The following is a 19,310-nucleotide window of genomic DNA, read 5'->3' on the forward strand; positions in this document are numbered from 1 at the left end:
GAGATTTAGGGCGATGCCGTAAAGATAGCGGTATCGTAAGGGGGAGAGTTTTGTCTTGATTTATTGGTTTTTGAAGTGCGCAAACTAAGGGTTTTGCCATGTGTGTTTTCGCGCGTTGTGATGATGTTGAACTCTGTTGGAGGAGGTTCTTATGAAAAAAAAATATTCCACACCAAATTTAATTAAAGTTGTCTCTCTTAGTACGGTAATGGCGACACTCTTATCGAGTGTTTCTCCTGTTTTTGCAGCAAACCTTGCGATAACAGGACAAACGGTTAAAAGCTCTAATATGCCGCAGGTTGAGTATCTACACGGTAGTCATGGCAGTATTGTTTTTGCAGGTGATGATGATTTCTGTGGTGCAGACAATGTTATCGGTCGTGGCGGCAAACAACAACAAGGGGTCAGTAATAATAGTCGAATAACTGCAGAGGAGCAATATGAGAGATTTGTTGGTGAGAAAGTTTTTGGAGGTCGTAGTCCTTATGGTACGACCACCGAAAAGGTTACTTGGGTTGGTGATGGGGTAGTAAGTGATAGCACTAATGGTTATATGGGAACACCCACTGGTGGTATCTTTAATGCAATGCCTGAGGCTTTTGGTGTTTATTCTTTTGCAACCGGTTGTGGTTCTTCTGCAACGGGGAATTATTCAACAGCATTTGGTGCTGGTGCAACTACAAAGGCTGGTGGTGCACAAGCTTTTGGTGTTTCTGCGCTTGCAGGAGGTATAGCAAGTGTTGCTATGGGCGTGGGATCAGAGGCGTCGGGGAAATCTTCAGTTGCTATTGGAGGGCTTGCAACTGCATTAGGTACAAATAGTATTGCTTTAGGTACAAAGGTGAAGGCAGAAAAGAGTTATACGATTGCTATAGGTACAGATGCTGAAGCTTTAGGTTCAGGTTCTATTGCAATAGGGGGGAGGCGCTCTGACAGAACTGAAGAGGTTAATCCTAATAGAAAAGTAACAGCAAAAGGTGAAAATTCGATTTCTATAGGTACCTATGCTTACACTGAGAAGGATGATGCGGTTGCTATTGGTGTAAACGCGCAGGTCTTTCAGACTGATGGTGTTGCTATAGGGGGTGGTTCTGTTTCTAGAAGAGCAAAAGGTGTCGAGGCTTATGATCCTGCAACAGGTACAGTCTCGAACCAAAAGAGCGGTCTTGCATGGAAAAGTACAGCAGGTGCTTTTAGTATTGGTGAAGTAGGGGCTGAGGGTAATGATGGCAACGGTACTTTAACACGGCAAATTACCGGTGTAGCTGCTGGTAAAGAAGATACCGATGCGGTAAACGTGGCGCAGCTAAAAGCTATGAGAGAAGTTATAGCAGGGGGAGGGGGCTGGAAACTTTCTGCTAACGATACCGATCTTACAGACGTGAATCCAGGAAGTATAATAGATTTTTCAGTGAAAAGTAAAAACGACAAAGGAAAAAACAACTTAAAGATTGCAAAAAACACTGAAGGCACTAAGCATAAAATTGAATTTACTTTAAGTGATACTCTCACACTTACAAAAGTCACCACAGGCCAAAGCTCTATCAGTGATGATGGTTTTATTATTGATCGTGGGCCAATGATGACTATTGATGGTATTGATGCTGGCAATAAACAGATTACAAAGGTGGCAGATGCGACTGCAGATGATGAGGCAGTGAATTATAAACAGCTGAAAGAAGTAAAAGATGGTTTCAAAACAAGTTGGCAACTTTCTGTTAATGGTGCAGATGCTACGCATATTGGTCCAAACGGTGTGGTAAATTTGCAATCAGCTGGTCGCGAAAGTAACCCGAATATCAAAATTACCAAAAACGGTGACAATACTGTAGAATTTGGTTTGTCTGATGATATTAATGTAATGACTGTCACAGCAGGAGAGAGCGTTATGGATGCTGCTGGCTTTAGATTTAACAATGGCGAGGGGCCGAGCATAACTGTTCAAGGCATTCATGCTGGTAATAAAACGATTAAAGGGGTAGCGGCAGGGGAAGAAGATACCGATGCTGTCAATTTTTCACAGCTTAAAAAAATAGAAGGAATGATATCAGAGGCAGGAGGCTGGAAGCTTTCTGTTGATGGTAACGATGCTACAGATGTTAAAGCTGGGAGTACAGTAGACCTTATTGCGGCTGTGGGTGAAGACGGAAGCAAAAATATAAAAATTGCAAAAGACAGTAATAAAGTTACATTTTCTTTGAGTGATACTCTTAAGTTGACGAGTGTTACGACAGGCAACAGCATTATGAGCAACGATGGCTTTACGTTTATTGATGGTAATGGACCAAGCATAACTTTAAATGGTATTAATGCTGGTAATAAAAAAATTACAGGAGTAGCTAAGGGGGAAGAAGATACAGATGCGGTGAATTATAAACAGCTGAAAGATGTAAAAACACTTGCAGAAAATGGCTGGAAACTTTCTGTTGATGGGAACAATGCTACAGATGTTAAAGCTGGGAGTACAGTAGATCTTGTTGCGGGTGCGAGTGATGATGGAAGCAAAAATATAAAAATTGCAAAAGACAATAATAATAGAGTTACATTTTCTTTGAATGATACTCTTAAGCTCACGAGTGTTACGACAGGCAACAGCATTATGAGCAACGATGGCTTTACGTTTGTTGATGGAGGACCAAGCATAACTGTTGATGGTATTGATGCTTACAATAAAAAAATCACAAAAGTTGCTAACGGAACTGATGATACCGATGCTGTGAATTTTAAGCAGCTGAAAGATGTTACAGCGGGAATTAAAACGGGTTGGAAGCTTTCTGTTGATGGTGATAATGCTACAGATGTTGGGGCAGGAAGTACAGTAAAGTTTGTTGCAGTTAAGCAGAAGGACGATGATGATAATGAGAGTGAGAATACAAATATAAAAATTACCAGAGGTGATAACAATGAAGTAAAGTTTGATTTAAGCGAATATATTAAAGTTGGTCGTGTAGAAACAGGGGATAGCAGAATGAGTAATGCCGGTTTCATGATCAAGAATGGTCCAAACATGACGAAGGGTGGTATTTTTGCTGCTAATACAAAAATTACAGGAGTGCAAAAGGGTACTAATGAGAATGATGCCGTAAATGTTTCACAGCTGAATGACATAAAAGATCAAATAGAAGATAATAGCCTTGTTAAATGGCGTGAAGATCAGAAGCTTATTACTATTGGTGCCGAAAAAGGTGGTATCGAAATCGATATTACAAACGATGAAAACAGAGAGCGAATTATTTCTGGCGTTGCAGTTGGAAAAGTCAGTTCCGATTCAACAGAAGCAATAAATGGTCGTCAGCTGTTTAGTTATATTACTAATATAGTGGATTTTTTTGGTGGTGAGGAGACAGATATACTTAATGGTATCAAACCAACTTTTACTGTTCAGAATATAAAACACGACAATGTAACGGATGCTTTCGCTGCTGTTGATACTTCTATCACAGATATTTATAGTCAGATTAACAAGGTAACAGAAAATAGTCTTGTTAAGTGGAATGAGGGCGAAAAGCTTATTACCATTGGTAAAGAAAAAGGCGGTACGAAAATTGATATTACAGGTACTGATGGAGGGCGGCTCATTGCAGGTGTGAAAAATGGAAAGATTTCAGAAGATTCAACAGAAGCGATAAATGGTAGTCAGGTCAATAAGATATCTGGAGATGTTGCAAAATTCTTTGGTGGGGATGCAGCATTTCAGGATGGTACTTTTGTAGGCCCTAGATATAATCTATCTAAAGTGTCTGCAGATGGTAACGTAGAACAGAAAACCTTTGAAAATGTTGGTGATGCTTTGACAGGGCTTGATGCGAATGTCAAAAATGTGAATAGTCGTTTAACACATGTAGTCAATAATTTTACTGAGGAAATTCAGGGGCTCTCTAAAGATGCTTTATTGTGGAGCAGTTCTGAGAGTGCATTTGTTGCACTACATGGACCAAATGGACGGAAGACAGATAGTAAGATTAAGTTCCTTGCGGATGGCGATATTTCAGGAGATTCAACAGATGCAATAAACGGTTCTCAACTTTATAAGATGGGTGATAAGATTGCGAATTATTTTGGCGGTGGTGCTAGCTATGAGAATGGAGTCTTTAGAGGACCGAGATATAATTTAACTACTATTGATGAACATGGCCAGGAAAAACAGATGGAACATAATGATGTTGGATCGGCTTTGTCAGGGCTTAATATGAACATCAGGCATGTTAATCAGCATTTGCTCTATGCAATAAATGATGTTGCTAAATATTTTGGTGGTGGTGCTGGGTATGATGACGCTGGTAATTGGCATGCTCCCACTTTCAAAGTTATCCAATTCAAGGCTGATGGCACTTCCTCTAAGCAGCCTTATTCGAATGTTGCTGATGCTTTTGAAGGTGTGAACAATACTTTTAGCGCAATTCACAATCAAATTTCTAATATCACAGAAAATAGTTTGGTTCAGCAAGAGGGAGAAGATGGTCTTATTACTGTGGGTAAAGCAACCGGTGGTACTAAAATCAGCTTCGTAAATAAAGGTGGTGAAGAAAGAACTCTTTCTGGTGTGAAAGATGGAACGATTTCTCGAACATCCACAGATGCTGTAAATGGTTCACAGCTTTTTGCTACGAATGAGAAGGTTACAACTGTTACTGACAATCTTAAAAAAGTTGCTGAAAATACATCGAAATATTTTGGTGGCAGTACAGATGTACTGAACGGTGTAGAGCCAACCTTCCTTATTCAGGATAAGGCATATAATAATGTTACAGATGCGTTTACTGGTGTGAATATTTCTATCCATAAGATTGATAATAAGATTTCCGATGTGGTAAAAAATAGTCTTGTTAAGCAAGATGGAGGTGCATCAGGTGTTATTACTATTGGTAAGGATACCGCTGGTACTGAGATCAATATTGCAGGATATGCTGGTGTAGCGCGTTCTATTTCTGGTGTTAAGGCAGCAGAGAAGGGTGATGAAGCTGTTAACAAAGACCAACTTGATAAAAGCATAGAGAAAATTTCTAAAGATATTGATTTTGCAAGTGCTGCAGCAGTTCTCTACGATAAAAATGAAGATGGTAGTATCAATTATGGTAGCGTGACCTTGGGTGGCAAGAACAATGTCGGACCAGTTGCTCTCCTTAATGTTAAAGATGGCAGAATTGCTGCGAATTCAACCGATGCCATTACCGGTAACCAGCTTTATCTCATGAGCAACCAATTGGCTGCGTATTTTGGTGGTGGTGCTGGCTATAATAATGGAAAATGGAACGCTCCTAATTTCAAGATTTCTCAATTTAATGCCGATGGTACTGTTGGGGAGGAGAAAAACTACAATAATGTTGCTGAAGCACTTGGTGGCATTAATGGCGGTATGGTAAACATAAATAACCGTATTAATGATGTTATCAACAAGGTCGATTCAGATGCTTTAAAGTGGAATGATAAAGAAAAAGCCTATGATGCTGGTCGCGATGGCAAGCCAAATAAAATTATCAATGTAGCTGATGGTAAAATTGCAGAAGGCTCGAAAGATGCAGTTAATGGTGGGCAACTTTGGAAAACCAATGAACGTGTCACGGGTGTCGAAAAAGATGTGAAGCATCTTACCAACAGAGTCGACAATATTTCCACTACGGTTACGGATATTGGTGAAACGGTTTTCAATATTGAAAACAAAGTTAATGATATTGCTGAGGACGCTGTTCGTTATGACAGAGATGAAAACGGCAAAAAGACTAATAAAATCACATTAGCGGGTGGCGATCCTAGTGAACCTGTTATGATTGATAATGTAGCTGATGGTAAAATTGAGAAGGGATCAAAAGAAGCTGTAAATGGTGGTCAACTCCATGACTATACTAAAGAACAGATGAAGATTATTCTTGATGAATCCAAGCACTACACAGATCAACGGGTTAATAATATTGTGATTGATGCGATTGATGATGCTGTTGATCAGTCTAAACAATATACAGATATGAAGTTTAACGTTTTAAACTACAGTATTGAGAGTGTGAAAAAAGAGGCAAGACAAGCAGCGGCTATTGGTCTTGCGGTGTCTAACTTACGCTACAATGATACACCTGGAAAATTAAGCGTTGGATTTGGTACTGGTTTATGGCGTAGTCAGTCTGCATTTGCCTTTGGTGCAGGTTACACCTCAGAAAATGGAAAATACCGCTCTAATATATCCGCAACGACTTCTGGAGGTCATTGGGGTGTAGGTGCGGGATTCAATATGACATTGAACTGATAATAAACAAAATACATAAAAATTCCTTTTCACCCCTGTCTCATGAGGCAGGGGTGAATTGTTGTTACGTATGTAAAAATTATATATATAAATTGATAAGCGCTATAACGACAAATACAGGTTTAAAAAACAGAAAAAACCTATACACTTTCAACAAAATGAACTTCTTATTTCAAAATAAGATAATAAGTTTTTTCATAAATTATAAGTTCATTATTTTCTTCTTTAATTTTTAAATCTGAAAAATCTGTAGCACTCTACAGATAGAAAAAACCCTTTTGCTCTCTACAAATCTATTAAAAAGTTTTCTACTAAGATAAAAGTACACATTCAAATGTATTTCAATTTTACTGGAAGAAGTTATAAAACAATATACTAAATTAACTCTATCCCTTGCAAAAAACAACCAATAAGCTTAAAAGTTAAAAAAACAAATCACCACAAAAAAATTTACTTTCTTAGGAAATGTAAAAGAGCAAAACGCATTAACCTTAAAAACAACTTCTTTATCTTTTCAGTCAGGTACTAAATTTTTGAATACATTTAGAAAAAACAACTTTAAAAGGCTCTATAGCGTTTAAATGTGTCTTTTTTGTGTTTATAGTTATTTCTTTCATTGGGGAGTTCATTATGAAAAAATTATATACAAAATTAACAGGGAGCAATTTAAAATTTTCCCGTTTTCCTTTTATTAAAGTCCTACCCTTGACTTCAATAGCGGCACTTTTAGCCAGTATTTCCCCTGTTTTTTCGAATGATTTGGATTCTTCTAGTTCATCACAGGAAAATTATTTAACAGCGCTGAATGTTGCTTTGACATCCAAGGTAAGTGTTGCTGATGACTATGCAAATTTTTTAACCAAAACTCTTACTGGTGTAAGCGATTATAGTCCTATAGTGAATGTTTTGGCAGAAACCAGCGATTCGATACGTTCAATTGATATGAATGTTGGAAGTAAAAAAATCACAAGAGCAGCTTTAACTCCAAGAGTTGTAAAGGGAGATCAGATAACTAGGGATGAGAATTTGGGTAATCCTCTTGTCCATGGTGAACGAGCTCAGGGAGAAGCTCATGATGCTATTGTTTACGGGCAGGTAGCGCAGACGAAGGCTGACCAAGGGATTGCAATCGGCTTAACTGCTTTAGCCGGTAGTAGTAGAAATACTAAAAATAGCATTGCAATCGGTTCTTCTCTAACCGATAGTTATGATGAAAAAGAGAGAACAGCTTCATTAGGTGATTTTTCAATAGCCTTCGGTAGTAAAGCACATAGTTATGCAAATGAAGCGATTGCTATGGGGTACAATGCATATGCACAGGAGCAGGCGCCGCAGGGAATTGCTATAGGCGCTAGCTCTAATGTGACGGTTGCGGAAGGTGTTGCTCTAGGAAGCGATTCTGTAGCTGATAGGGCTGCTGGTGAGCTTGGCTACACTTCTTTGTTGCAGGGGTCTGCAACAAACGTTGAGGCGCAATGGAAAAGTACGCGGGGCTCAGTTAGTGTTGGTGATTATAGTAAGGGTATAACCAGACAAATTACAGGCGTAGCAGCTGGTTCTAATGTTACCGATGCAGTGAACCTTAGACAGTTGCAGGACTTAGAACAAGTTGTAAGACAAAACGGTTGGAAATTCTCTGTTGGAGATAAAAATGCTACAACTGTTCTTATGGATAGCGCGGTAGATTTTTCTGCTGGAAGTAGCAACCTAAATATTACAAAGGGCGAAGATGACAATAAAGTAAAATTTGATCTGGCTCAAGACATTACGTTAACAAGCTTAAAAGCAGGTACAAATACCTTCGATGCCACGGGCTTAGTAGTTACTGATGGTCCGAAAATAACCACCGGTGGTATTGATGCTGGAAATAAAAAGGTAACGGGTGTTACATCTGGTGATCTTAGTGCAGATTCACAAGAGGCGGTAAATGGTAGTCAGTTGAATGTTGTAGCTACCCATATAGCTGGATATTTAGGCGGTGGTGTTAAATTTACGAATGGTCAATGGGATAATCCAGAGTTCAAAATTAAAACTTTAAATCCTGAGACGAGTGAGATTGAAGAAGAAAGTTTTCCAAATGTAGCAAAAGCCTTTGAGGGTGTGGGTAAGTCTTATGTAAATCTTCACAATGAGATTAAAAAAGCCGCTGATGATAGTGTTTTTAAATGGCATGCCGAAACGGAGAGCATTACAATTGCTGCCAGTGAGGGAAAAGGTGGGCAAGAAAGTATTGCTATAGGTAAGCTTTCAAGTGCAACTGCCGACAATGGTATTGCATTAGGTGGTTCTGCAAATGTATCTGGTGAAAATAGTATCGCATTAGGTGGTTTTGCAAATGCATCTGGTGAAAATAGTATTGCATTAGGTGGACTTTCAGCCGCAACAGCTAAAAATAGTATGGCATTAGGTTCAAATGTACAAGTACTTCCTGAGGGTGGTGTTGCTGTGGGTTATAAATCTGTTTCTCGTAACTCAGTGTCCGCAGTTGGCTATGATCCTTCCATAGGGAGCCAGTCAACGGATGATGGTGTGATATGGAAGAGCACTCAAGGAGCTTTTAGTGTTGGTGATACTCCGAATAAGATAACACGACAGCTTACAGGTGTAGCAGCGGGTTATGCAGACACTGATGCCGTCAACATTGCACAGCTGAAAAAATTAAGAGAATTTGTAGCACAAGGGTGGACACTTTCTCTTAATGATAAGGCTGTTTCAAACTTTCAGCCGGGTGATATATTAAATTTGGTTTCTGGAAGCAAAAACTTTGAGATTAAAAATAGTGATACAACAGACAATAAAGACAAAAAAATAACATTTGATTTGGCACAAGATGTCACATTGAACAGTGTAAAATTAAAAGGCGTCACTTTAGATAAAACGGGATTAACCATTGAAAATGGTCCCAAAGTAATAGCGGATGGTATTGATGCTGCAGGTAAAAAAATAACAGGTCTTGCGGGTGGAGATCTTAGCACAAATTCGACAGATGCCGTTAATGGTGGTCAGCTTCATACAATCACTGGAGATTTATCAAGAATTTTAGGTGGAGATGTATCCTTTGATGGAAAAAACTTTAAAGTACCAGGGTATAAATTATCGAATATTGATAAAAAAGGTGAAGTAACAGATAAATCTCATACCGATGTTGGTTCTGCCTTTAAAGGACTTGATGATAATATCAAGAATGTGAATGCTCGTATAAAGGAATTTGAAAATGACCTCTCTTCGAATAGTTTAAATTGGGATGGCAGTGTAGGTGATGGTGGTGCCTACAATGCTGCTCATGGTGAGAAGGGTGCGAGCAAGATTGTTAATGTCGCTGATGGTAAGGTAGAGAAAGATTCGCACGAAACTATAACAGGTTCCCAGCTTTATGCACTGGGCAACAAAGTTGCAGAATATTTTGGCGGCGATGCTACGTATGAGAATGGCGTATTGAACAAACCAACCTTCAAACTCAAAGTTTTCAACTCAGAGAGCAATGAAATTGAAGTTGAAGAAAAAACCTACAATAATGTAGCAGAAGCCTTTGACGGAATTGATAAGAATTTCCAGACTGTGAATAAGAATGTGCAGAACATCGTTAATGATTTTAATGACAAAGTCACGAATATCAAAGAATCTGTCCAAGGCGATGCTCTGTTGTGGGATGGTAAAGAACAATCCTTTGTAGCCAAGCATGGGGAAAAAGATGGAGAAAAGGAAAACAGCAAGATCACATCGCTTGCCGCAGGTTCTATAATATCAGCTTCGAGTGATGCGATTAATGGCGATCAGCTTCATACAATCACTGAGGATTTATCAAAAATTTTAGGTGGAGATGTATCCTTTGATGGCAAAAACTTTAAAGTACCAGAGTATAAATTATCGAATATTGATGAAAAAGGTGTTGTAACAGATAAACCGCATACCGATGTTGGTTCTGCCTTTAAAGGACTTGATGACAATATCAAGAATGTGAATGCTCGCATTAAGGAAGTCTCAGAAGGAGTTGCACAAGATTCTTTATCTTGGAGCGATGCTGACAAAGCTTTTGTTGCCCAGCATGGGGAAGGTGATGACAGAAAGGCAAGTAAAATCACATCGCTTGCTGTAGGAGATATTACGAAAGAATCGATGGATGCCGTAAATGGTTCTCAACTTTATTTACTGGGCGATAAGGTTGCAAAATATTTTTCTGATGACGCTGAATATAAGGATGGGGAATTGAAAGTTCCTGATTTTAAGCTAAAAATTATCAATGATGATGGCACTGAAGCTGAATCAAGCTATAAGAATGTATCAGATGCATTTTCAGGTGTGGGTAAACTTTTCACAAAGGTTCAAACTGCGATCAGCGATGTAATCAGTAATTTGCTTGTTACGAAAAATGAAGATGTTATCAACATTGGTAAAGGAGTAGAAGGTAGTGAAATCAATATCGCAAACAAGGGTGGTAAGGATCGAACTCTTTCTGGTGTAAAGGCAGCAGAAAAAGCCAATGAAGCTGTGAACAAAGAACAATTTGATAAAGGTTTGAAGGATCTTTCTGATACCCTTCTGTCGGATAGTTCTTCTGTTGTTCTTTACGATAAAACAACAGATAATCAAACTGATTATACAAATGTAACTTTTGGGAAAGGGAAGGATGCTACACCTGTTGCGCTCCATAATGTAGCCGCCGGATCGATTGCGGAAAACTCAACGGATGTTATCAATGGAGGACAGGTTCACATTCTTTCAATGGATATAGCAAAATTGTTGGGTGGAGATGCTGAATTTAAGGATGGTGCTTTTAAAGGGCCAACTTATAATTTATCCAGTATTGATAAAGGTGGTGAAGTAACAGATAAACCGCATACCGATGTTGGTTCTGCCTTTAAAGGGCTTGATGAGAATATCAAGAATGTGAACGCTCGCATTAAGGAGGTCTCAGAGGGAGTTGCACAAGATTCTTTATCTTGGAGCGATGGTGACAAAGCTTTTGTCGCTCTGCATGGGAAAGGTGATGACAGAAAAGCAAGCAAGATCACATCACTTGCGGCTGGCTCTATAGTATCAGGCTCGAGTGATGCGGTTAATGGCGGACAGATTTATGATCTGAATCAGTCGCTAGCAAAGTATTTTGGTGGTGATGCTAAATATGATGGTGATGGCTGGGCGCTTCCAGGTTTCAAGATAATGACTTTCCAAGAAGATGGAAGCTTTGTAGAGGAGGATTATGATAGCATTGCAGCCGCGTTTGCCGGTGTAAATAAGGTTTTCAAGAATCTTCATAATGAGATTTCAGACAACATTGAGCAAAATGCGTTGTTGTGGAGTGATGATGCAGGTGCGTTTGTAGCACAGCATGAGAAAGAAGGTAACAAGGAAAACAGCAAGATCACGTTCCTTGCGAAAGGAAAGATATCAGAAGATTCGACTGATGCGATTAATGGTGGTCAGATTTATACTCTTCAACAGACATTTGCCTCATATTTTGGTGGAGGAGCTGGTTATGATAAGGAAGGAAACTGGCAAGGACCAAAATTCACCGTTCAGGTCTTTAATAAGGATGGTACGAAAGGTGATAAAGAGGAGCGTAATAGTGTCTCTGAAGCATTTGATGTTGTTAATGACAGCATGAGCACTATCAACGATCGTATAAAAGAAGTTGAAAAGGGTACCTCTTCGAATAGTCTGAATTGGAATGAAGAAAAAGGAAGCTATGATGCATCTCATGTTGATGCTCAGGGTGTTAAGAGTCCAAGTAAGATTATCAATGTAGAGGATGGCAAGGTAGACAGAGATTCAAAAGAAGCTGTGAATGGAGGACAGCTTTGGGAAACTCAGCAAATGATTACAGATCAGGTCAAGGATATTGAAAATAAAGTTACGGAGGGATCTGTACAATACGATAAAGATAAAAAAACGGGCAAAAAGACCAATAAAGTTACATTAGTTGGTGGAGATGACAGTTCTCCAGTATTAATAGACAATGTAGCCGATGGAAGGGTTGAAAAAGATTCGAAAGAAGCGGTTAATGGTGGTCAATTAAAAGATAAGATGGATTTTGTGCTTGAAAGTGCCAATAAGTATACGGATGAGCAAATTTCTCATCTTGTAAAAGATGGAGTTAGTGGGGCTAATTCGTATACGGATATGAAGTTTTCGACATTAAGTTATGCTGTTGAGGATGTTCGAAAAGAGGCAAGACAAGCAGCAGCTGTTGGTTTAGCGGTAGCTGGTTTACGCTATAGTGATATTCCTGGAAAATTAACAATCGCATTTGGTAGTGGTTTATGGCGTAGTCAATCTGCTTTTGCTTTTGGTGCAGGTTATACTTCAGAGAACGGTGATATTGGTTCCAACTTGTCAATTACCACTTCTGGAGGTCACTGGGGTATAAGTACAGGGGTTAATGTGATACTCAACTAATAAACGACTAAATCCATAAAATTGATTTGCCTTTTTCTTATTTAAGAAAAGGGCAAATTTTTTACTTTCTTCCAGAACTCTCTAAAGCTATTCTAAATGTATAAAACTCCCGTAATTATATAAAATCCGAATATAAAAAGCCTATGACAACTTTTGTTGAGAATAAAAGAGCTTAGTGGTAAAGATTCAAAAAATTGATTGCTATTATTTTGATTTATTAAAATGCTTCAAGCAATGTAAATACGAATATACCCTTTATTAAAAGAAGACAGTTTTAGCTTTTATTTTCGTATAGTTTTAAACGTATGCTTTATAATGCAACGCTCTACAGATATGCAACGTACTCCAAACACAAGTATTGCTTTAGGGTAGTGGAGCGCAAACGGAAAAATAATGGAGCGTTGCTGTAGGCAATATGGCTCATGCTTTAGAGAAAAGCAGTGTCGCAGTAGGTGGTGAATATAATAAGAAGAGCGAACACGGGGAAAATGATTATACTCTTTCGAAGAGTGATTATTCAACAGTAGTAGGAGCTGTTTCTAAAGCTTTAGAATATGGTTCGATTGCTCTTGGTCACTCCGTACATAAGCATTTGCTCAAGAAGCTATTTCTATGGGCTTCTATTCAAAAGCAAAAGGGGTTGGAAGTATCGCTTTAGGTTCCTATTCTAAAGTGATGGTTGATGGGGGGCTATCGGGAACAGCTCTGTGTCTGGTAGGACTGCTGGCGTTTTTGGGGATACGTCTGTTCTGCAAGGACTGGCTAAAAACACCTAATCTCAATGGAAAAGTACGAAAGTTTCAGTAAGTATTGGTGTTCCTAGTAAGAACATAACGCGACAAATTATAGGCGTAGCAGCTGATAGCAAATCTGCCGATGCAGTGAACCTGAGACAGTTGCAAGATTTAGAAGAAGTCATAAGAAAAAAAGGGTGGAAACTGTCTATTTCTGGTGAGGCAGCTAAAGATATGGGTGCTAGATAGTACAATGAATTTTTCATCGGGAGGAAGTAACTTCAGGGTTAAAAGAGATAAGGACGATGAAAATAATCTCATATTTGGTTTTGCGAATGATATAGCATTGAAAAGCATAACATTAGGAGAGAAAACAACAGTCGATGCAACAGACTTAGTAATTACTGATGGTTTGCAAATAACCACCGGTAGTATTAATGCGGCAAGTAAAAAAGTAACAAATATTGCAGAAGGAACTAGTAATACTGATGCAGTAAATTTTTCACAACTGAAGGGAATAAAAGAACAAGTAGCAGTGAGTATTTTTGTAAAACAGGATACAGCAACGAGACACATTACTATTAGTAAGGATATAGATGGGGCATTTTAGTAAAAAGCTTTCATAAATCCTCTTATGAAATAAAAAAATCTTATTCACGAAAAATAAACTGATGCCTAAGCGGATGATTAATAGGCACAAAAAATTATACCTTTTTCAAAGAGATCAAAGCTAAAAACGACACAAAACCTTTGATAGAAAAACGAAATCCATTCTAATATTAAGTATTTTTTTACCTTCCTCAAATTGACTTTCACGAACCTGCCCCTAGTTACCCTCTAAAGACACTGTAGAAACAACAGTTTATGTCTTAATTTTATTTATGTCCTAAAACACGCTGTAAAAGCAGGAACACGCAAAGAAAATAAGAAAGCTTTAGAGTTCTAGAGCATACCTTTTTTGTGTTTTTAATCTATTATTATGAAGGGGGTATTATGAAAAAATTATATACTACACAAAATCTGCGTGATTTGAGTTTTTCTCGCTCACATCGTCGATCATCATTGTTTAAAGTAGCTTCGTTGGGAACTGCGGTTGCCTTGTTTTTATCGAATGCTGCTCCTGTTTTTTCAGCAAATCTCGATTTAACAAAAGCATCTCTTGAAAATGTGAAGAATGCTGCCGTGGTTTATCCGCAAAGTACTCTTTCTGCTTATAATAATTATACAAGTGGTATGGGGGGGGATAATTCTGCCATAAATGTTTTAACAGTCGACGGAAGGTTTGTATGGAAAGATGCACAAAATATCTTTACAGTGGGTGGCGCTGTTATTTTAGATCCAGAGAAATATACGGAAAAGGGGAAAAGTGTAGCTATAGACTCTACAGCGCACGCTTTAGGACTAGGTAATATCGCAACAGATGCCGGATATAATAACCAAGATGATAATAGAGATGCATTCGTAAATGCTTATTCTTTACGAGTGAGGGCTGATGGTGATGAAACTGTTGCTATAGGGTCTGGGCCTGAAACGCGGGCGTATGGAAAGGTTATTCTTGGGGACGGTTCTTCGAGTAAGGCGGGTCCGGGTGCTTACGGTTTCGATTTTCTCACTAAAAGCCCGTCAAAGCTAGAGAATGAAGTATGGAAAAGTAATGCGGGTCCAGCAACTATTGGTAATGATGTAAATCAGATGACGCGCCAGCTTGAAGGGGTGGCAGCTGGTACTTATGATACTGATGCTGTGAATGTTGCGCAGTTAAAATCATTACAAAAATACGTAGACCAAGGTTGGAGTTTGTCTGTTGGGGGTGAAAATGCTAAAGCCGTTGGTATAAAAGATACTGTAGATTTGTCAGCGGCAAGTGGCAACCTTACGATTATAAAAGGTGAGGAAGACAATAATGTAAAATTTGATCTAGCTGAGAATATTAAAGTGGAACGAGTTACCGCTGGAAGAAGCTCTATAAGTGATGATGGCATTCTGTTTGCTAATGGGGCTGGTATAACTGTGGATGGTATTAATGCTGGCAATAAGCAGATTACAGGAGTGGCAGCTGGGGAAGAACCTGATGATGCAGTGAATTTTGCGCAGCTACAAGAGATAAAAAATCAAATAGCAGCAAATAGTCTTGTTAAGCAAGATGGTGGAGAAGAAGGTCGTATCACCATTGGTATAGAAACAGGTGGTTCTGAAATCAATGTTGCAAACAAATCGGGTGAAGATAGGATAATTTCCGGTGTGAAGGCTGCTGTAAACAATAACGACGCTGTTAATAAACAACAGCTCGATGGTCAGATTGCAGATGTTGTTGACACTATAAAAAGCAATAGCCTTGTTAAGCGAGAAGAAGAGACAAATCGTATCATCATCGGTAAGGAAATAGAAGGCACAGAGATTAATATTGCAAACAAATCAGGTGATGCTCGTGCAATTTCCGGTGTGAAAGAAGCAGTTAAGGATGATGAAGCCGTTAATAAAAAACAACTTGATGGTGAAATTGCAGATATCACGGACAGTATTAAGGTCATTAAAGAAGCAAATAACTTTGCGGTTCTTTATGATAAAAATGCAGATGGCACCATTAATTATAATAGCGTGACTTTGGGTGGTGATAAGACTACGGCACCGGTTGCTCTCCATAATGTTAAAGATGGCATGATTGCGCAAGGATCGCATGATGCAATTAATGGTAGCCAGATTGAAAAAATATCCCGAGATGTAGCAGTCATTTTTGGTGGTGATGCGGACTTTCACGACGGTATCTTGTTTGGTCCGCACTATCATTTATCGCACATTTCTGAAGATGGTGCAGCAGTAACTAAGGACCATAATAATGTTGGTACAGCTTTGACAGGGCTTGATGACAATATCAACAATGTGAATAGCCGCTTAACACATGTAGCTAATGAGTTTACTCAGAAAATTGATGGTGTCTCTAAAGATTCTCTGTTGTGGAGTAATAATGAGCAGGCATTTGTAGCACAGCATGGAGCAGACAAAGAAAATAGCAAAATTAAATTTCTTGCCAATGGAGATATTACTGAAAATTCAACCGATGCAGTGAATGGTTCGCAGCTCTTTGTTACTAATCAGAATGTTAACACTGTTACAAATAATCTGACAACAATTGCTAAAAATATATCAAAGTATTTTGGTGGTGGTGCAGACGTATCTAACGGTAAGGCTCCCACTTACACTATTCAGGGTAAGCCACATAATGATTTTGAATCTGCTTTTAGTACTGTTGATACTTCTATCACGAATATACAAAATCAGATTACGAATGCGACAAAAAACAGCCTCGTTAAACAAGAAGAGAATGAAGGTACTATCACCATAGGTAAGGCAACAGGTGGTATAGAAATCAATGTTGCAAATAATGCAGGCAACGATAGGACGATTTCTGGTGTGAAGGCAGCTGTAAATGCTAATGACGCTGTTAACAAAGCCCAGCTTGATAAAAGTATAGAGATGATTTCTAATGATATTAATCTCACAAGTGCTGCTGCAGTTCTCTACGATAAAGAAAACGGTGCCATTAATTATGGTAGCGTAACTTTAGGTGGGGTAGATAACCAAGACCCTGTTGCTCTCCATAATGTTAAAGATGGCATAATTGCGCAAGGATCGCATGATGCAATCAATGGGAACCAAATTAATAAAATATCTGGAGATATAGCAAATTATTTTGGTGGTGGTGCGTCATTCAAGAATAGTGCCTTTAAAGGACCAAAATATAGTTTATCTGTTATTGATACAGATGGTCAGATGGCAAAAGCCAACTATTATGACGTTGGCTCAGCTTTGACAGGTCTTGATGCAAATGTGAAGAGTGTGAATACGCATCTGACGAATGTGGTAAACGATGTCAATGAAAAAATCACGAATATTACTCAAGAAGTTAAAGGGGACGCCTTGTTGTGGAACGGTGATGAGCAGGCATTTGTAGCACAGCATGGAGAGGGAAGAACCAATAGCAAAATTAAGTTTCTTGCCAATGGAGACATTTCTGCTAATTCAACCGATGCGGTAAATGGTTCACAACTTTTTGTTACTAATCAGAATGTTACCACTGTTACGAATAATCTAGCAAAAATTTCTCAAAATACATCTCAATATTTTGGTGGTGGTGCAGATGTATCTAACGGTAAGGCTCCCACTTACACTATTCAGGGTAAGCCACATAATGGTTTTGAATCTACTTTTAATGCTGTTGATGCTTCTATCACGAATATTCAAAATCAGATTACGAATGCAACAAAAAATAGCCTCGTTAAGCAGGAAGAGAATGAAGGTGCTATCACCATTGGTGAGTCAACAGGTGGTATAGAAATCAATGTTGCAAACGAATCTGGTGATGCTCGTACAATTTCCGGTGTAAAAGCTGCAGAGTGGAGTGATGAAGCTGTTAACAAAGCCCAGCTTGATAAAAGTATAGAGATGATTTCTAATGATATTAATCTCACAAGAGCTGCTGCAGTTCTCTACGATAAAGAAAACGGTGCCATTAATTATGGTAGCGTAACTTTAGGTGGGGTAGATAACCAAGACCCTGTTGCTCTCCATAATGTTAAAGATGGCATAATTGCGCAAGGATCGCATGATGCAATCAATGGGAACCAAATTAATAAAATATCTGGAGATATAGCAAATTATTTTGGTGGTGGTGCGTCATTCAAGAATAGTGCCTTTAAAGGACCAAAATATAGTTTATCTGTTATTGATACAGATGGTCAGATGGCAAAAGCCAACTATTATGACGTTGGCTCAGCTTTGACAGGTCTTGATGCAAATGTGAAGAGTGTGAATACGCATCTGACGAATGTGGTAAACGATGTCAATGAAAAAATCACGAATATTACTCAAGAAGTTAAAGGGGACGCCTTGTTGTGGAACGGTGATGAGCAGGCATTTGTAGCACAGCATGGAGAGGGAAGAACCAATAGCAAAATTAAGTTTCTTGCCAATGGAGATATTACTGAAAATTCAACCGATGCTATAAATGGTTCGCAACTTTATCTTATGAGCAACCAATTGGCTGCGTATTTTGGTGGTGGCGCTGGCTATAATAATGGAGAATGGACTGCTCCTACTTTTAAGATAGTACAATTCAAGGCTGACGGGAGCTCTGGTGAAAAGAAGAATTATCATAACGTTGCCAGTGCTTTTGACGGCGTAAGTGAGAGTATGTCTAAGATAAACGACCGCATTCAAAATGTTGAAAACAATGTCTCGTCCAATGGTTTAAATTGGAATGAACAGAAAGGAATGTATGACGCTAGTCATAAAGGTAAAGCGAGCAAGATTGATAATGTATCTGATGGTAAAGTTGAAAAAGGCTCAAAAGAAGTTGTAAATGGAGGACAGCTATGGGAGACGAACAAGAAGGTCACAGAAGTTGAAAACAGGGTAGACACAATTGAAAACAGAGTAGATAATATCCATCAACATATACAAGATATTGAAATTTCAGTCGCAGATGGTGCGGTTAACTATGATAAAGATGGAGAAGGAAACAAAACTAATAGGATCACTTTAGAGGGTGGAGATTCCAGTGAACCTGTTTTAATTGATAATGTTGCGGATGGCCGTATTGAGAAGGACTCGAAAGAAGCGGTGAATGGTGGTCAACTGCATGATTACACTCAACAACAGATGAAAATTGTTCTCGATGATGCAAAAAAATATACGGATAGTCGGGTGGATAATATTGTTATTAATGCCATTGATGATGCTGTTGATCGGTCTGACCGATATACAGATATGAAGTTTAATATTTTAAGTTATGATATTAAGAGCGTGCGCAAAGAGGCAAGGCAAGCAGCCGCCGTTGGTTTAGCAGTATCCAACCTACGTTACTTTGACGAGCCGGGATCTTTGAGTGTCTCATTTGGTAGCGGCACATGGCGTGGACAATCCGCATTTGCTCTTGGTGCTGG

Annotated in this window: 4 protein-coding genes and 1 pseudogene; all 5 read left to right on the forward strand. The window is 38.8% G+C overall.

Annotation, left to right across the window (positions count from 1 at the left end; genetic code table 11):
* The first annotated feature begins 151 nt into the window (after positions 1-151).
* Complete coding sequence (locus ACFIJJ_RS01185; protein WP_375645693.1) at positions 152-6,238, forward strand: Vomp family autotransporter; 6,087 nt, start codon at positions 152-154, stop codon at positions 6,236-6,238.
* Between the two features lie 630 nt (positions 6,239-6,868).
* The gene (locus ACFIJJ_RS01190; protein WP_375645694.1) at positions 6,869-12,634 is read left to right on the forward strand and encodes a YadA-like family protein; all 5,766 of its coding nucleotides are present in this window, start codon (positions 6,869-6,871) and stop codon (positions 12,632-12,634) included.
* Positions 12,635-13,034: 400 nt separating this feature from the next.
* Positions 13,035-13,292: pseudogene (locus ACFIJJ_RS01195) on the forward strand (hypothetical protein); the annotation flags it as partial.
* Positions 13,293-13,621: 329 nt separating this feature from the next.
* Positions 13,622-13,978, forward strand: coding sequence for a hypothetical protein (locus ACFIJJ_RS01200; RefSeq protein ID WP_375645696.1), 357 nt, complete (start codon positions 13,622-13,624; stop codon positions 13,976-13,978).
* Positions 13,979-14,361: 383 nt separating this feature from the next.
* The coding region (locus ACFIJJ_RS01205) for a Vomp family autotransporter (protein ID WP_375645697.1) at positions 14,362-19,310 on the forward strand (4,949 nt) is incomplete at its 3' end.

Source organism: Bartonella sp. TT29SHDZB (assembly GCF_042193395.1).
In the GTDB taxonomy this organism is placed as follows: domain Bacteria; phylum Pseudomonadota; class Alphaproteobacteria; order Rhizobiales; family Rhizobiaceae; genus Bartonella.

Bases quoted from the DNA above. Each gene is read 5' to 3' on its own strand.
- ACFIJJ_RS01190 (WP_375645694.1), top strand. From the start codon at position 6,869: ATGAAAAAATTATATACAAAATTAACAGGGAGCAATTTAAAATTTTCC.
- ACFIJJ_RS01185 (WP_375645693.1), top strand. From the start codon at position 152: ATGAAAAAAAAATATTCCACACCAAATTTAATTAAAGTTGTCTCTCTT.
- ACFIJJ_RS01200 (WP_375645696.1), top strand. From the start codon at position 13,622: ATGAATTTTTCATCGGGAGGAAGTAACTTCAGGGTTAAAAGAGATAAG.